The following is a 14,111-nucleotide window of genomic DNA, read 5'->3' as shown; positions in this document are numbered from 1 at the left end:
AAGCCATACCCCACCAACAATTACCCTGGCCTCAAGGCTTCAGCACATCTAAAAAGGCATAAATGGCGGGGGTATGTAAGGCGTCGGCTAACACGGCCACCCCAATCACCCGTGTTAGAGGGACCGGCAGCGAAAACACCTGCACCTGGGGCGGAATCGGCTCTGCGGCGAGGCGGGGTAAGACCGTTGCCCCTAGTCCTTGGGCCACCAGGTTCACGATGGTGGTATCGGTTTCTACCTCGGAAATCACATTCAGCTTGTGGCCCAAGGATTGGATGTGGTCGTATACATCTCGCATCATAATTCGATCGGCTGGGGGCATGATCATGCTGTGGTTAGCCAAATCGGCCCAAGTTAGCTGCTGCCCCGGTAGCTTAAAGCTGGGGGGAAACAGAGCCACATATTCATTGTCTAAAATCTGCCAGGTTTGCAGGTCATTGTCAGTGGGCAAAATGGTGAAGCCAATGTCTGCTCGACCCTCCCGTAGCGCCTTTTCGACCTGACGATAATTATCGTGCTCACTGAGGTTAACCACAATTTCTGGATAGCGCTGGGAAAATTGAGCGATCGCATCTGGCAGCAAATGAATCGCAATACTGCGAAATGAGGCCACTCGCACCTGGCCCCCCTTCAGCCCCCGAGTCAGGTCCGCCTCCTGGGCGATCGCCTCTGCATGCTGCAACATCATGCGGGCGTGATCGACAATCCGCTCCCCCACTGGCGTTAACTTGGCCCCATGGCGTCCCCGCCAAAATAGCACTACGCCCAAATGCTCCTCTAGGGCCGAAATACTATGGCTCACTGCCGACTGAGACATCTCTAAATGCAGGGCTGCTTCACTAAAGGTGTCTTGGTCAGCCACAGCTACCAAAATTCGTAGCTGCGATAGTTTCATCTGGTTTTGAGGGTTATCTTTCATCCAGGCTGCTGTTAAGAGGCACATGCCAAGTCATTATGAGCCTACAGCAGAGATATTTCCTAAAAGCACTCAAAGAAGACATTTATGGGTTTTTTAGGGGGATTCCCCCCCCAAGCGACTGTACTTGAAATTTAGCTGCCCTGGCCCCCCTGATTCGCTATAGAACTCATGTTTTGGCTGACGGCTTCAGCCGTTGTCGGGCTCAGCCCCTCGGTCAAGGTCTTCGCGATCGAGGGGGGTGGAGCCCAGGGTTTTAACCCGCATCCCCAGTTCAACGACCAAGATGATAATGAAACGCTCGATCAGGCGGGCATAGAACTCGTGGGCTTCAGAGGGCGTGGTAATTTCGAGGGTGCCGCGATCGTAGGTAAGGCGGGCGCGGGTACGTTCGTTCAGCAGCGATCGCATTTGGCAGTACGCCACCCAGTCCATGCCATGTAGGGCTACCCGGTTTTCCCCAGGGGCGATCGGCGGTGGGTTTGGGGCTAAAGGCGGCACCATAGTCGTTTAGGCAAAGGCCAACGGGCTGTTTTTAGTGTAGCGGAATGGTTTTAGTTTTCAGATTACCGCCGGGGGCGGGAAATCCCCGCCTTTAGCAGGGCCGCTTCAATTTGACGCAGCAGCTCAAAATCGGCCCCCGGTAATTCCATGGTTGGCTCAGCCTCTGGGGAGCGCAGCACTTGAAAGGCCTCTAGTAGGTCCCCAGGGCTAGCGGCAGCGGATTCAGACCTCCGAGTTCTTGAAAAACTCGGAGGTCTTTGCGGGAACTTAGATCCCAGGGTTTTTCAAGAACCCTGGGATCTGGATGGTTAAATCACAACATAATCGGGATTCCTCCGATGAAAGGATGGGTAGGAATCCCAAAAAATTCGCCGCTCCTAGACGTCGTGCAGTTCGGGGCGGCTAAAATAGCTTAACCTCCGAGACAGCCCTGTTCTGTCTTGGGGGTTAGCCGCTGGTGGGTGCTGCAACACCTGCCAGTGGCGTCCGGCCAAATTTTTGGGACAACAAGCTGCACGCTCACAGCTCTAACGCAAGACTGTACCCTATGAGTCACTGAGAATCAAGTCAAAAATGTAACAAAGTTCAGAATCTACGGCCCAAGGAAAATCGAGCAGAATTGATACAAACCCAATCGAGCTGAGGCCACGCCATGCTGTTCAAACGCAAGCCCGACCAGTCCCAGTCCATCAGCGGGGTCAACCTCACCAATGCCCAGGTGCAGATGGGCCAGGCAGGCAACGACCTGCGCCAAACCCAGGCTGATAACCAGGGCACTGTCCACACCGATGGGCTGTCCGCCGACCAGGTGGCGGCTCTGCTGGCACAGGTCATCGAGGCCATTGCCCAGGCTCCTTTGCCCGAGGCTGATAAAACCAAGGCCCTGGCCTACCTCAGTGCGGCCCAGCAAGAAACCCAAGAAGCCGAACCCGACAAGGACCTGATCGCCAAAAACCTGAAGCGCATGGGCGACACCCTGCAAACCGCCAGCGACAGTGCCGAGGCGGGCAAAACCCTGTGGCAAACCATTGTGCCCCTGTTGCGTCCCCTGGCGGGGTGGTTGGGAACGGCGGCGACGATCGCGGGACTGTAGGGTGAGGACAAACCACCGTTATGGAATGCCCGCCGCCGCTACTGTAGGTAAACTGGGTGGCAGCATCGAGAGAATAATCCAGCATGGGCAGATGGCTGCGGAGAATAGCTTTGGCCTTGGCGGCGGCGGCGATCGCGATCGCCCTGACCATTGCCGTCAATTTTCTCACCACCGACCCCAGCCCCAACCCCGCCATGCTGCTGGCCCCAGAGCGGCGCTGGCATCTGGTTGCCGTTTTGGTGCTAGGAATGGCCTCCGTCGGTTGCCAGTGGCTGCATTCTCAGCAGACATCCACTGCCAGCCAAAGCCAAGGCATCAGCGACTCGACCCTGGCCAATAGCACCGCCATGCAGGCTGCCAGCGGGCGCGACACCTACCAGGTGTTTGGCACGGCCCACTTCCCCGAACGGCCCGAACTCAGCCGCGAGGACATCCAAAACCGCAAAGCCCTGCTGGGAAAGGTCAAATTTGACTGGATTGACAACTATCTTAAACGTCCTAGCTCGCTTTACAGCCACGCCCGGCTGACCCTGGAGATGGAGAGCCAGCCCCACCGCATTCGCCCCCATGTGGAGGTGGCCCTGCCGGATCAGGAGCCGGTGCCCCTGCCCCAGGGCACCCGATTGCTTGACCAGGTGGACAAGCTACCGCCGGGGGGCACCCTGCTGGTGCTGGGGGAACCGGGGGGCGGCAAAACCACCCTGCTGTTAGAACTCGCCAGCGACCTGATTGACCGAACAGACCCTAATGATCCTGATGCACGAATTCCGGTAGTACTGAAGTTGTCATCGTGGAATACGTTTAGGGCTAAATCCAAATCCAAGAATGACGACCTCTTTGGCCAGTGGTTGGTCAAGGAGTTGCATAGGTGGTACCAGTTACCCAGAGACCAGTGGGCTGATTGGCTGACGCAACAGCAACTTGTGCTGCTGCTAGATGGTCTGGATGAGGTGGAAGAACGCCACCGCCTGGGCTGCCTGGAGGCGATTCAGCAGTTTTACCAGGATCACGGGCGCACGCCCCTGGTGGTGTGCTGCCGGGTAAACGACTTTGAGGCGCTGGAGACCACCCCTAAGTTCCACGGCACAATATATCTGCGCCTGCTGAGCGAGGCCCAGATTGAGCAATACCTATTAAAAGCTGGGGAGCCCCTGGCAGGGGTGCGCGCTGCCTTGGCTGCCAATGCCGACCTGCAAGCCCCAGATCCAGACTCACTGCGCCAATTGGTGAAAACACCCCTGTTTTTGGAAATCATCTCCATGGCCTACCGGGGCAAAACGGCGACGGATATTGCCGCCCTAGGCCAGCAGGGGCAGCGGATGGCCCTGTTCGACACCTACACTGATCGCATGTTCCAACAACGACCTGAAACGTACAAATTCACCAAGAAAAACACGATCAAGTGGCTGTACCAATTGGCCGTGAAATTGGACTCAGAAACAGTATTCAATATTGACGAAATACAACCAAAAATATGGCTTTCATCAATCCAAGAAAGGGTTTTTTACACTCTTCTTTTGAGCTTTTTATTTGGTGCAGTAATAGGTGCTTTCAGTGGTTTAGCTTATTTTCAGGCTAAAGCATTTTTGGCAGGTTTTTTGGCAGGTACTGTTTCGGGAATTTTAATTGGCTTGGCGGGACTGTTTCTAGAGGGGAAAGAGATTTTCTTGATAGAAAGACTTCAGCTTATATCAATTGAAAGAATTCGCGACGCTGCTCGTTGGTCATTAATTTCCTTTCCATGCATGTTCTTCATTCTTTATCCAGGTATTCAGTTTGGCCTGAGTCTATCTGAAGTTTTAATTTCTTCATTCCTGCAAAGCACTTTCTTGATCTTAATCTTTTCTCAAACTTCCCATTCATCCAGCAAAATCGACATTTTTGTGCGCAAAAGCATTAATTCCCCCAATTACATCAGCCCCTCCAACTATAGAGTTTGGAAAACAGCGACTTTGCTTTTTGGTTTGATAGTTTTCTTGTTGACGACATGCATTCTAACTGTACTTTTCGCAATTCTTCTGTCTTTTCTGGATATCTATTTCCCCGTGAATATCTTAAGGATCATACTTCTTAGTACATTCATGATGATGTTAATATGTTTATTCCTAGGCGGCGGGATGGCCCTAGCGCAGCACGTGGCCCTGCGAACGGTGTTGTGGCTAAATGGCGTTGCGCCACGTAACTTGGCAGCATTCCTCGACTTTGCCACCGAGCGGCTGCTGGTGCAGCGGGTGGGGGGCAGCTATGTGTTCATCCACCGCCTGCTGCAAGAACACATCGCCGACCCCGATTTTCTGGTGCGCCACGGGCTGCGGCTACGCTAGATGGGTGGATGCCTGTCCTGAGCGAAGTCGAAGGGGGTGGATGGGCGCCGCCCTGAGCTTGTCGAAGGGTGGTAGATGTGGAGTGGCTTCCCGGAGGGTAGAGGTGAAGGAGTGAGGAGTGGGTAGGTGGATGAGTAGATGGGTGAGAGGTTTAGGATGGGATTATGAGTCAGGACTTTGCGGCTATGGCATCGGTGATTGTATCGGCTGACTTGCAGCTCACTATTCCATCTGCGGTGGGGCGATCGCTGGGCCTCTCCGAAGGACAGCGCTTCCAAGTAGTGCGGTACCACGATCGCATAGAGCTGATCCCCCTTCGCCCTGTACAAGCCTTGCGGGGCTTTCTCAAGGGAATGGATACAGATTTGGACAGAGATGGCGATCGACTATGAGCAATGTGGTTGATTCTTCTGGTTGGCTTGCCTATTTCGCCGATGAACCCAGTGCAGACTTCTTCGCACCCGCCATTGAAGAGGTCAGCAGCTTAATCGTGCCCGCTATTAGCCTATACGAAGTTTTCAAACATATTTTGCTTCGGCGTAGCGAAGATGAAGCCATGCAGGCTATTGGTGTGATGCTGCAAGGCCAGGTTATTGATTTAGACAGAGAACTTGCCCTCAATGCCGCAAAGATTTCTGTTGAAGGTAAATTGCCCATGGCAGACAGCATAATTCTTGCTACTGCGTATAAATTTGAAGCCACAGTGTGGACCCAAGATAGTGATTTTGAGGGCTTACGGAATGTTCGCTATTTGGCGAAGAATTGAAAACTTCTTCAATGTCTGGCAATCGACGACTACCCCAGCTTCGTCAACTGCACCATTCGCAGCATCTACCTCGACTCACTAAACTCTCCCTGCTGAGGTAAAACCATGGCCATTAAGTGTCCCAGGATTTTGAAAGCAGAGGCGGTGGGTAACTCTATCCTGCGAATCTCCTTTACTAACGGCGACCTCAAGGACTACGACATCACCCCCCTACTGAAAAACCCCGTCTTTTCACCCCTGCGCCAGCCAGCCTTCTTCAAAAGCTTCACCATTGAGCCCGGCGGCTATGCCCTCGTGTGGAACGACACCATCGACCTCAGTGAATACGAGCTTTGGTCCAAGGGCAGCGCTATCCAATAGCCGGTTGACACATCCAGCCAGGGCTAATCGTCAGGAAAAAGCAGGTCGTCTAACTCGGGCATTTGCAACTGCATCTTGGCCTTACCGCTGATGGTCTGAACCGGCAAAGTCAGATTGTCAGGGTCGTCATCGCCAAACCCCTCCTGCAAAAACTGGGGCAGGTAACCTAGCAACCCAGACAAGACACCTTCCAGCCATACCAAATCGTTCAGGGATGGTGGCATCAGCCGTCCATCGGAAGTTGTGCGGCCAAAGACCGGATAAGCCTGCTCATTGACCACCGGCCAGTCATATTGCAAAATCGCATCCAGGTCATCAAAGCTCATAGCCATGGGCTGTTCAAAAAACAGCACCAGCCAGGAGGCTCGCTGCATGAGTTCCCATTGGGGTAAACTCTGGCGGAATGTCAGCCGCAGGTCTTCGACGTGATCGTACACCGATAGGCCAAAGACTTCTCCGCCACTACCCATAACAATGCCGTAGCGGGGATCGCTCTTTGGCGGATAGGCGATCACCATGGGATCGTGATCCCCTAACCAATGCCAGGGAGCCATTTTATAGTACTCTGCCGCTAGTTCGTAGAGGTGCTGCACCAGGGGCGGTGTCACCCCTGAAACCGTGAGCAGACCAGGGATAGGCTCTATCTCTGTAAATCCCCGCTCTAAAAATTGTCGAGTCCGCTCTAGGGTAGGTAAGCTGGCCCGATGTTCACAGCGAATGTCTAGCTGAGCCAGCGTCGGGGTCAACGCTGAGACAACGTCAGCATCATCCAGGTGTACGGCCTTGGGCCGCCGTGGTCGTCCGGCCATCAGCCCAGGCCGAATCATGGTCCGCAGCAGGACTTCCAACATTTGATCGGCATCGGGACGCTGCCGTTGATTTTTACTAAATACCACCCGCCCCTCTGTACTAACCACCAGGAACAGATAGGGCCGATAGGCGGCATCCCGCTTTGGGGTAATCCAAACCCGTGCCAGGGGGCTGGCGAACTCCCAAATTTCTTCTGTTTGACGCAGGCGATTGGCTTTGGTTAACAGCGATCGCACGTTAGAGTTAGCCGCCATAGCTCCCCTTACTCGTCACCGAGCTCCACTTTGACTGACTGCTTCAGCCTACAGCAGATCAGCCGGGGTCAGGAACAGCATAGCGTTTTGCCATGGGTTGCGAAGAACACCGCAAAGCCCTGCCTGGGGATGACACTTCATTACGTCTTGGCCCTGCTTGCAGCCTTTAGTGCCACCATGAAGATGAGGTGGCCATTGCCTCGACACCCCTGGAGGTGAGCCTGATGAAACACTCCACGACACTTTCTGACCCATATCGAGACCTACTGATCGCGGTGCTAGCGGTACTGCTGACCCTGTTGCTGTGGGCTGCGCTGTTTGCCCCTGCTGCCGTCTAGTTGATTTGGTTTCTCAGCCAGGTGCGAATATTGAGTTCAGCGGCGACTTCGTCGGTTTGGCAAGTGCCTAAGAATTGGTAGAGGTCATCTTTTGAGACGATGGGAAACGTGGGGGAGCGATCGCATTCTTGATATTGCCCATCCCGCAGCTGATAGATACGCCAAACCTTGCCGTTAAACCGCCAGAACTCTGGCACTCCCATCGCCGCATACAGGGCATTTTTGTCAATGTCAGTGTGATTAATATCCACCTCCACCACCAGGTCTGGGGGTGGGTCCACCGCCAGGTCGATGCTGCGGCCCGCCACCTGGGGTTGGTTTTGGATGTAGTAGCCATTGTCGGGTTCAGCCCCCCGGTCCAGATCTTCCCGCTCTAGGGTGGTGGAGCCCAGGGTTTTAACCCGCATCCCTAGCTCAACAACCAAAATGATAATGAACCGCTCGATCAGGCGGGCATAGAACTCGTGGGCTTCAGAGGGCATGGTGATTTCAAGGGTGCCGCGATCGTAGGTAAGGCGGGCGCAGGTACGTTCGTTAAGTAGCGATCGCATTTTGCAGTACGCCATCCAGTCCATGCCACGCAGGGCTACCCGGTTTTCCCCAGGGGCAATCGGCGGTGGGTTTGTGGCTAACGGCGTCACCATAGTCGTTTAGGCAAAGGCCAACGGGCTGTCTTTAGTGTAGCGGAATGGTTCTAGTGCAGCGTCAAGTCTTGAATTTAGGGTTAGCAGATGTAGAGATTTGTTGGCATCAAGGTCCGAAATCCCCTCCTTTGGAGGCCTGCGCTGAGCGTGTCGAAGTGGGTAGGGGTGGGTCAAGCAAGCCCGAAGGAACCCACCCCGCCCTCCGGGCACCCCTCCGTGGGAGGGGATAAAAGGTTCTGATGTGTTGAAGCAACCTCCCTGAAGATCAAAGGCTTTTGCAAATCACTTATCCTAATTTTTAGTTCGGGGGCGGGAAATCCGCGCCTTTAGCAGGGCCGCTTCAATTTGACGCAGCAGCTCAAAATCGGCCCCAGGAAACCCTGTGGTTACCTCAGCCTCTGGGGAGCGCAGCACCTGGAAAGCTTCTAGCAAATCCGAGGGCCTAGCGGCAATCGGGGCCTCTAAATGGGCCGGGATAATCCGCTCAAACTGCCAGGTGGCAATGTGCTTCGCCCAGGCCATCACCTCCTCTGGCCCCCGGTTAAAGATCAAAGTTTGCAAGATGGGGGCAACCTGTAACTGACCATCCTTGTATAGGGCCTGAAAGGACTGTTGCCAACCGGGCTGCCAGCGAAAGGGATACAGGCCAAAGTAGTTGCGGCGGGAGCGATCGGGGGAGGCTTTAGCCTCTTGCAGCATGTCTCCGGTGGTGGCTACCTCTAGGGTGCTGGGGCGAAAGTAAAAGGCAAACAGGGCAATGCGCTGCCAGCCCTTGCGGCGGTTTTCTGGGGTGTCAACGATGGGATCGGCGGCGGTGTCCCTGGCATGGAATAGCAGCGGGTAGGGGTTGAGCTGCAACACCGCTGGTGGTGCTGCTGGAATGGAAACCAGGGAGTCGGTCACCAAAAGGGTGCGGCTGGCTCGGTGAAAACAGGCGGTTTCCCCAAAGGGACCCAGCCCCAGATCAATAGGGGCCAGGGTGGCATAGTCTACCTGGTCGGCAAAGGGAGCCTGGGCGCTGATGGCGGGGAGTAAGTGGGTGCGATCGCGGGGCAAACCCAGCCAGGGCAAGGGTAAATTCAGCGGAAAGCTCCACTGGTTGGGGGTGACATACACCTGGGCCTGGGGAAACCGCCGGGCAAAGGGGCCAACAAAGGCCTTATGCTCGATGCCGGTCACCGTAGACAGCACGATGTATGTCACTGGCCCATACTTTTGCTCTAGCTCTTGCACCAGGGCGATGCACTCTGGGGTGGGGGCCACCGGAGCATACACCAGCAACCCCTGGGGCTCTAAGCGCACCACCGTCATGCGAATCGGCACCACCACATAGAAAATCCCCTGGAATTGGTCAAAGGTCCACACCGTATCTGGCACCACCTCGATGCGCAGGGTAGGTCGCTGACCATAGGGATAGAGGGGAACCACCGGCCAAAACGGCCAGGCGCGATCGCGACGATACTCTGAAGCTAGGGAGGGGGGCATTAAAGGCAGAAGGCGGAAGGCAGAAGGCAGAATTAAATCGCTGATTCACTCCTGGTCAGAGCTACTTTCCCCTCCTTGGAGGGGTGCCCGGAGGGCGGGGTGGGTCAACCGGCTATAGCGTATTCTAAGCCGCTGGGCAGCAAACGCAAGGGATTACGGTTCTGCCCGTTGCCACTGGCTAAGCACCTGGTCAGGCTCCAGGGAGGGTTGAGGGGTGCCAAACTGCGGTTGCCAATGGTCCTGCTGTCGCTGCCAGGCGGTGGCAGCAAAGCCATGGAAGGTGGCTAGATCAGGCTGGGGCGATCGCCCGTCTTCCACCACCACAGCCCAATCGGCAGCCACCAGACCTACCCCCTGCCCGGTTCCGGCGGCGGGATGCCAGACCTGCAACGGACCAGTGCCGATTCGCTGCCAGTGCTCCACAAAGCTGTGGGGCATTCCAACCTCATCCTCACAGACCCCCTGCTCCAAAAACTCATGGGGGCTTAGCCAGGTGTAGTGGCTGGTGTCCGGTCGCTGCCGGGGAGTAATGGCCAGACGGTGATGCCAGGTGCAGGTGCCCTGGGTATCGTCCAGCGCTGACCAGGTAAAGGTGCCGGCAAAACCTAGCAGGTCAACGTCAAACCGCTGCCGCCAGGAAAGCCGACGATAGTGCTCTGGAGTCAGTAACTCTGTCCCCAGGGGTTGAAGCAGCCTGGGGGGCCACTGGCGCACATCAGCAAAACTCGTTTCCGCCTGCAGCCACAGTACCCCCTGGCCCGTCTCTTTGACCCCTGAATCAAACTGAATAAACTGCCGTTGCCAGATGCCATAAAAGGGATTTTGGGCCATTAACTTACTGAGGGGCTTGTGGTTAGGTATACCCTAGATTAAGGATACTTTTGCTCAATCAGGCTCATCCTGCCATTACTCCACCTTGACCCATGGTTGTGCACACCATAGCTGATTTACCCCTTAAGAAAAACGATAGTCTGGCCCTTGAGGCGGCTGTCAGCCTTCTGCTGGCCGAGTTTCCTGTGGATCAGGTGATTCTCTATGGGTCCAAGGCTACAGGTGCGGACACTGATGAATCCGATATAGACCTGTTGGTTCTCACGACACAACCTCTCTCCTGGCAGGTTCGTGATGCCATTACCGATGCGTTATTTGACCTGGAATTGGCCTACGACGTCGTGATCAGCACGTTGGTCGTACCAAAGGACGATTGGCTTACAGGCTACTACGATCTACTGCCTATCCACCGCGAAATTAGTCGCTATGGTGTACCTGTTTGATGAATCAAGACTCTCAAGCAGGAAAAATGATTACGTCATTACTGCACAAAGCATCTCAGGCTTTGGAGTCAGCTTGGTCAGAATTTCAAGCAGATAGGCTAGAGTTTGCGGCTAACCGAGCCTATTACGCCTGTTTTTACGCTGCTAGCGCAGTCATGCTTCATCGGGGAAAGCAATTTGTCAAGCATTCTGGCTTAAGAGGGGCCATTCACCGAGATTTAGTAAAACCAGGAGATTTAGATGCCAAGTGGGGAAAGGTCTTTGATCGCAGCTTTGAAAATCGTCAAGCTGCCGATTATCTTGTTTTCACTGTCTTCGATCCCGATCAGGTTGAGAAACTTATCCAAGACGCTGAAGGCTTTGTTCAGGTAATGCGTCAACTTTTACCTGAGCTGTAACCGCCTGCCAGATCAGCTGCTGCTGGTGCACAATCCGGGTTTCCAGGCCATTCACCGGGCCAGGGGTATAGGCTCCGCTGGCATAGCCCCGCTGGACACTTTCGGTCAGGGCCATGTCTTCGGCCATAAAGGCCTCAAATTCCGCCAGTAGAGCCTCCGCTGGGGGGCTAAACTCTGGCGTGCCATAGACCTCTAGGCAGACCTGGCAGGTGTCCACGGTGAGAGGCTGAATCTGAATCCAAGCCAAGAGGCCGTTGGGTAGTCCTAGCAGATGCAGGTTGGGGTAGATGCCATAGGTAAAAAAGCCGGTGCGGCTGTGCCCTTTCAGCTGAGGCAAGATCGGGTTTTCTGCTTGCCAGGCGGCGGTGGTAGGGGTATAGAGCAGATTAACAAAGGTCTCTAGCTGGTGCTGGTACTGACGAATGGGGCCTTGTACCTGGTTTAGGGTGGTGCGATGGGCGATCGCCACATGGTAGTCGCACAGGGTGTTGTCGTGGTAGTTCTTCCAGTTGCAGGCGACGGTGTACTGCTTGGCCAGCAAGGGCTGAGTCGCTGGGGTGCGATGCTGGCCCAAGTTGGCGTCAATGCTGCCCAAATGGTCCCGCAGCGGGGGAGCTTGATCATCCAGGCAAAGAAACATAAATCCAGACCAGGTTTCTAGGCGAATAGGCTGGAGGGCATGGGCTTGGCGATCAAAGCTAGGGGCAAACTGGACTTGGGAGGGCACCCCCACTAGCTGGCCCCTGAGGTCGTACACCCAGGCATGGTAGGGGCAGACCAGCTGGCGACAGGACTGCACCCCGACCTCAGGCTGCAACAGCGCCGCCCGGTGGGGACACACGTTGTGGAAGGCCCGTAGCTCGCCATCGCGATCGCGGCAAATCAGCACCGGCTGCCCCGCCACTGTCTTAGCCCACACCATCCCCGGTTGGTCTAGTTGGGCGCTGTCGCCAGCATACAGCCAGGTGCGACGGAAGATGGCCCGTTGCTCGATCGCCAGCCATCGGGGATCAGTGTACCAGTTGGCGGGTAGCAAAAAGCGCTCGGGCAACCCCTGGGTTTCTACCGGCACAACCCCTTGCATTACCTCAAACATGCCCATCTTGGCTCGCGTGTACACCTCATCACCCCATCACCCCATCACCCCATCACCCCATCACCCCATCACCCCATCACCCCAACCCTTTGGAAAGCCGCTATCGCGTCTACACCCCATCACCTCGCCAGGGCTGGTGCTTTGCCCCGCAGCAGGTCCATGATGTCGTCACGGTAGTCCTGGAAGGCGCGATCGCGGCGGATGGTGTAATCGCGATCGCGGGGTAACTCCACCTGCATCTCCCGCTGAACAGTGCCGGGGTGGGCGGTCAACACATAGACCCGCTGGGCCAGAAACACCGCCTCGTCCACATCATGGGTAATCATCAAAATACTTACCCCTGTGCGCTGCCACAGATCCAACATGAACTGCTGCATAGTTTCCTTGGTTTGTACATCCAAGGCCCCAAAGGGTTCATCCATCAGCATAATTTTGGGCTGGGTAGCCAGGGTACGGGCGATCGCCACCCGCTGCTTCATCCCGCCGGACAGGGCCTTGGGTAGAGCCTGGGCAAACTGGGTCAGCCCCACCACATCCAGATAATAAGAAGCCTGCTCCCGCCGCTCCCGTCGCCCCATCCCTTGTAGCTTTAGGCCAAATTCCACATTCTTTTGCACCGTCATCCAGGGATACAGGGTATAGCGCTGAAACACCATCCCCCGATCGCCCCCCGGCCCCGTCACCCGCTGGCCATCGACAATGATTTCCCCGCTAGTAGGCGTTTCCAGCCCCGCCACCAGGCGTAGCAGGGTCGATTTACCTGAGCCCGAGGCCCCCACCGCGCAGACAAATTCCCCCGTTTCCACATGGAGGTTAATGTCCCGTAACGCCAGGATCGGTCCCTGGCGGGTCGCAAACTGTTTAGTGAGATGGTTGATTTCTAAGTGCATGGGTTTTGGGAGGATTGTGGGTGAGTGGGGAGTGGGGGAGTGGGGGAGATGGGGACGGTGGGGAGATGGGGTGATGGCGTAGGGGCGGACCTGTGTGTCCGCCCTGGCACCCTCAATCCACTGCCCATTTACAGGTAATCTTCATCAAATAGCGCAATGACAGGTCGAGGGTAAACCCAATCACCCCGAGAATAATCAGGCAGGCAAAGATTTCGTCGGTGCGGAAAAATCGCTGGGCTTGCACAATCCGCCGTCCTAGACCCGACTCTGCCGCCACCAGTTCTGCGACCACCACCAGGTTCCAGGAAGTAGCGATATTAATCCGAAAGGTGTCGATAATGTTGGGCACCACGTAGGGGGTAATCACCTGGAACAGGGCTTGACGGCGCTGGCCCCCTAGGGTGTAGGTGGTCTCTAGCAGGTCCTTGGGCACAAACTTGACGGCATCCATAATCATCAGCACGTTAAAGAACACCGTACCGACGAATATCAGGGTAATTTTCGGCGCTTCTCCTAGGCCCAAGTAAATAATCAGCAGGGGAATAAAAGCGGGCGCGGGCATATAGCGCACCACGCCAATAATCGGCTCAAACAGGGCGCGAATACTGGCAAAGGCCCCCATGCTGATGCCTAGGGGAATCGACACCACCACCGCCAGCAAAAAGCCCACGGTCACCCGGCCTAAACTAGCGGCGGTGTCGCTGAGCAAAAATCCATTGGTCCATAGCCGCCCCAGGGCTTGGGCTACCTGCCAGGGGGAGGGTAAAAAGCGATCGCTGACAATATCTAACCCGGCTACCAGCCACCATAGGGCAAAGGGAACCGCGATCGAGAGCACCATCAACGTCAGGTTCAGGGGCCGGGGGATATCCTCCGCCAGTCGCCAAAACACCGTTGGCTTTAGGGTCTTTGGGGAGGTCGGGGATACGGAGGAAGGCGCGGGAGTCATAGGACGGTTC

General features: G+C 55.7%; 16 protein-coding genes. 7 read left to right on the top strand and 9 right to left on the bottom strand.

Annotated elements, in window-relative coordinates; translation table 11 throughout:
* Window positions 1-31: 31 nt before the first annotated feature.
* Entirely contained in the window at window positions 32-919 is an 888-nt protein-coding gene (locus tag E1H13_RS03435) for a LysR family transcriptional regulator (protein WP_240966379.1), read from the bottom strand.
* Between the two features lie 186 nt (window positions 920-1,105).
* Complete coding sequence (locus E1H13_RS26810) at window positions 1,106-1,420, bottom strand: hypothetical protein (protein ID WP_206069963.1); 315 nt, start codon at window positions 1,418-1,420, stop codon at window positions 1,106-1,108.
* Between the two features lie 652 nt (window positions 1,421-2,072).
* Here E1H13_RS26810 and E1H13_RS03425 point away from each other — a divergent pair.
* From E1H13_RS03425 to E1H13_RS03405, 5 genes are all read left to right on the top strand, one after another.
* The gene (locus E1H13_RS03425) at window positions 2,073-2,513 is read left to right on the top strand and encodes a hypothetical protein (protein WP_169611998.1); all 441 of its coding nucleotides are present in this window, start codon (window positions 2,073-2,075) and stop codon (window positions 2,511-2,513) included.
* A gap of 83 nt (window positions 2,514-2,596) precedes the next feature.
* Window positions 2,597-4,837 (top strand): NACHT domain-containing protein, encoded by a 2,241-nt coding sequence (locus E1H13_RS03420; RefSeq protein WP_169611997.1) that lies wholly within the window; start codon window positions 2,597-2,599, stop codon window positions 4,835-4,837.
* Window positions 4,838-5,001: 164 nt separating this feature from the next.
* A complete protein-coding gene (locus E1H13_RS03415; RefSeq protein WP_206069961.1) occupies window positions 5,002-5,229 on the top strand; it encodes an AbrB/MazE/SpoVT family DNA-binding domain-containing protein in 228 nt (75 codons plus the stop codon).
* A complete protein-coding gene (locus E1H13_RS03410) occupies window positions 5,226-5,603 on the top strand; it encodes a type II toxin-antitoxin system VapC family toxin (RefSeq protein ID WP_169611996.1) in 378 nt (125 codons plus the stop codon). Before E1H13_RS03415 ends, E1H13_RS03410 begins: the two co-directional genes overlap by 4 nt.
* Window positions 5,604-5,708: 105 nt before the next feature.
* A complete protein-coding gene (locus tag E1H13_RS03405) occupies window positions 5,709-5,963 on the top strand; it encodes a DUF2442 domain-containing protein (protein ID WP_169611995.1) in 255 nt (84 codons plus the stop codon).
* Between the two features lie 23 nt (window positions 5,964-5,986).
* Here E1H13_RS03405 and E1H13_RS03400 read toward each other — a convergent pair whose 3' ends face one another.
* The 4 genes from E1H13_RS03400 to E1H13_RS03385 form a co-directional block, all read right to left on the bottom strand.
* Window positions 5,987-7,027 (bottom strand): hypothetical protein, encoded by a 1,041-nt coding sequence (locus E1H13_RS03400; protein WP_169611994.1) that lies wholly within the window; start codon window positions 7,025-7,027, stop codon window positions 5,987-5,989.
* A gap of 334 nt (window positions 7,028-7,361) precedes the next feature.
* The gene (locus E1H13_RS03395) at window positions 7,362-8,009 is read right to left on the bottom strand and encodes a Uma2 family endonuclease (protein ID WP_169611993.1); all 648 of its coding nucleotides are present in this window, start codon (window positions 8,007-8,009) and stop codon (window positions 7,362-7,364) included.
* A 291-nt stretch (window positions 8,010-8,300) separates the two neighbouring features.
* Window positions 8,301-9,494: a DUF4336 domain-containing protein gene (locus E1H13_RS03390; RefSeq protein ID WP_169611992.1), complete on the bottom strand. Its 1,194-nt coding sequence runs from the start codon at window positions 9,492-9,494 to the stop codon at window positions 8,301-8,303.
* Between the two features lie 153 nt (window positions 9,495-9,647).
* Window positions 9,648-10,325, bottom strand: a complete 678-nt coding sequence (locus E1H13_RS03385; protein ID WP_169611991.1) for a hypothetical protein — start codon at window positions 10,323-10,325, stop codon at window positions 9,648-9,650.
* 92 nt (window positions 10,326-10,417) lie between these two features.
* On the opposite strand from E1H13_RS03385, the gene E1H13_RS03380 reads away from it, so the two are divergent.
* A complete protein-coding gene (locus tag E1H13_RS03380; protein ID WP_169611990.1) occupies window positions 10,418-10,768 on the top strand; it encodes a nucleotidyltransferase domain-containing protein in 351 nt (116 codons plus the stop codon).
* On the top strand, window positions 10,768-11,166 hold the full coding sequence (locus E1H13_RS03375; RefSeq protein WP_169611989.1) for a HEPN domain-containing protein: 399 nt from the start codon (window positions 10,768-10,770) through the stop codon (window positions 11,164-11,166). Before E1H13_RS03380 ends, E1H13_RS03375 begins: the two co-directional genes overlap by 1 nt.
* Here the strand turns inward: E1H13_RS03375 and E1H13_RS03370 are convergent.
* The 3 genes from E1H13_RS03370 to E1H13_RS03360 form a co-directional block, all read right to left on the bottom strand.
* On the bottom strand, window positions 11,108-12,286 hold the full coding sequence (locus E1H13_RS03370) for an aromatic ring-hydroxylating dioxygenase subunit alpha (RefSeq protein WP_347404110.1): 1,179 nt from the start codon (window positions 12,284-12,286) through the stop codon (window positions 11,108-11,110). The genes E1H13_RS03375 and E1H13_RS03370 overlap by 59 nt on opposite strands.
* Window positions 12,287-12,381: 95 nt before the next feature.
* Window positions 12,382-13,152, bottom strand: a complete 771-nt coding sequence (locus E1H13_RS03365) for an ABC transporter ATP-binding protein (protein WP_169611988.1) — start codon at window positions 13,150-13,152, stop codon at window positions 12,382-12,384.
* A gap of 112 nt (window positions 13,153-13,264) precedes the next feature.
* The gene (locus tag E1H13_RS03360) at window positions 13,265-14,101 is read right to left on the bottom strand and encodes an ABC transporter permease (protein ID WP_169611987.1); all 837 of its coding nucleotides are present in this window, start codon (window positions 14,099-14,101) and stop codon (window positions 13,265-13,267) included.
* Window positions 14,102-14,111 lie beyond the last annotated feature (10 nt).

The sequence above is a fragment of the Nodosilinea sp. P-1105 genome, assembly GCF_012911975.1.
GTDB lineage: Bacteria > Cyanobacteriota > Cyanobacteriia > Phormidesmidales > Phormidesmidaceae > Nodosilinea.
The sequence above is the reverse complement of the archived record's forward strand: the minus strand, read 5'-3'. Positions and strand labels throughout refer to the sequence as shown.

Coding starts and splice junctions, on each gene's coding strand:
- E1H13_RS03435 (WP_240966379.1), bottom strand. CDS start 919: ATGAAAGATAACCCTCAAAACCAGATGAAACTATCGCAGCTACGAATT.
- E1H13_RS26810 (WP_206069963.1), bottom strand. CDS start 1,420: ATGGTGCCGCCTTTAGCCCCAAACCCACCGCCGATCGCCCCTGGGGAA.
- E1H13_RS03425 (WP_169611998.1), top strand. CDS start 2,073: ATGCTGTTCAAACGCAAGCCCGACCAGTCCCAGTCCATCAGCGGGGTC.
- E1H13_RS03420 (WP_169611997.1), top strand. CDS start 2,597: ATGGGCAGATGGCTGCGGAGAATAGCTTTGGCCTTGGCGGCGGCGGCG.
- E1H13_RS03415 (WP_206069961.1), top strand. CDS start 5,002: ATGAGTCAGGACTTTGCGGCTATGGCATCGGTGATTGTATCGGCTGAC.
- E1H13_RS03410 (WP_169611996.1), top strand. CDS start 5,226: ATGAGCAATGTGGTTGATTCTTCTGGTTGGCTTGCCTATTTCGCCGAT.
- E1H13_RS03405 (WP_169611995.1), top strand. CDS start 5,709: ATGGCCATTAAGTGTCCCAGGATTTTGAAAGCAGAGGCGGTGGGTAAC.
- E1H13_RS03400 (WP_169611994.1), bottom strand. CDS start 7,027: ATGGCGGCTAACTCTAACGTGCGATCGCTGTTAACCAAAGCCAATCGC.
- E1H13_RS03395 (WP_169611993.1), bottom strand. CDS start 8,009: ATGGTGACGCCGTTAGCCACAAACCCACCGCCGATTGCCCCTGGGGAA.
- E1H13_RS03390 (WP_169611992.1), bottom strand. CDS start 9,494: ATGCCCCCCTCCCTAGCTTCAGAGTATCGTCGCGATCGCGCCTGGCCG.
- E1H13_RS03385 (WP_169611991.1), bottom strand. CDS start 10,325: ATGGCCCAAAATCCCTTTTATGGCATCTGGCAACGGCAGTTTATTCAG.
- E1H13_RS03380 (WP_169611990.1), top strand. CDS start 10,418: ATGGTTGTGCACACCATAGCTGATTTACCCCTTAAGAAAAACGATAGT.
- E1H13_RS03375 (WP_169611989.1), top strand. CDS start 10,768: ATGAATCAAGACTCTCAAGCAGGAAAAATGATTACGTCATTACTGCAC.
- E1H13_RS03365 (WP_169611988.1), bottom strand. CDS start 13,152: ATGCACTTAGAAATCAACCATCTCACTAAACAGTTTGCGACCCGCCAG.
- E1H13_RS03360 (WP_169611987.1), bottom strand. CDS start 14,101: ATGACTCCCGCGCCTTCCTCCGTATCCCCGACCTCCCCAAAGACCCTA.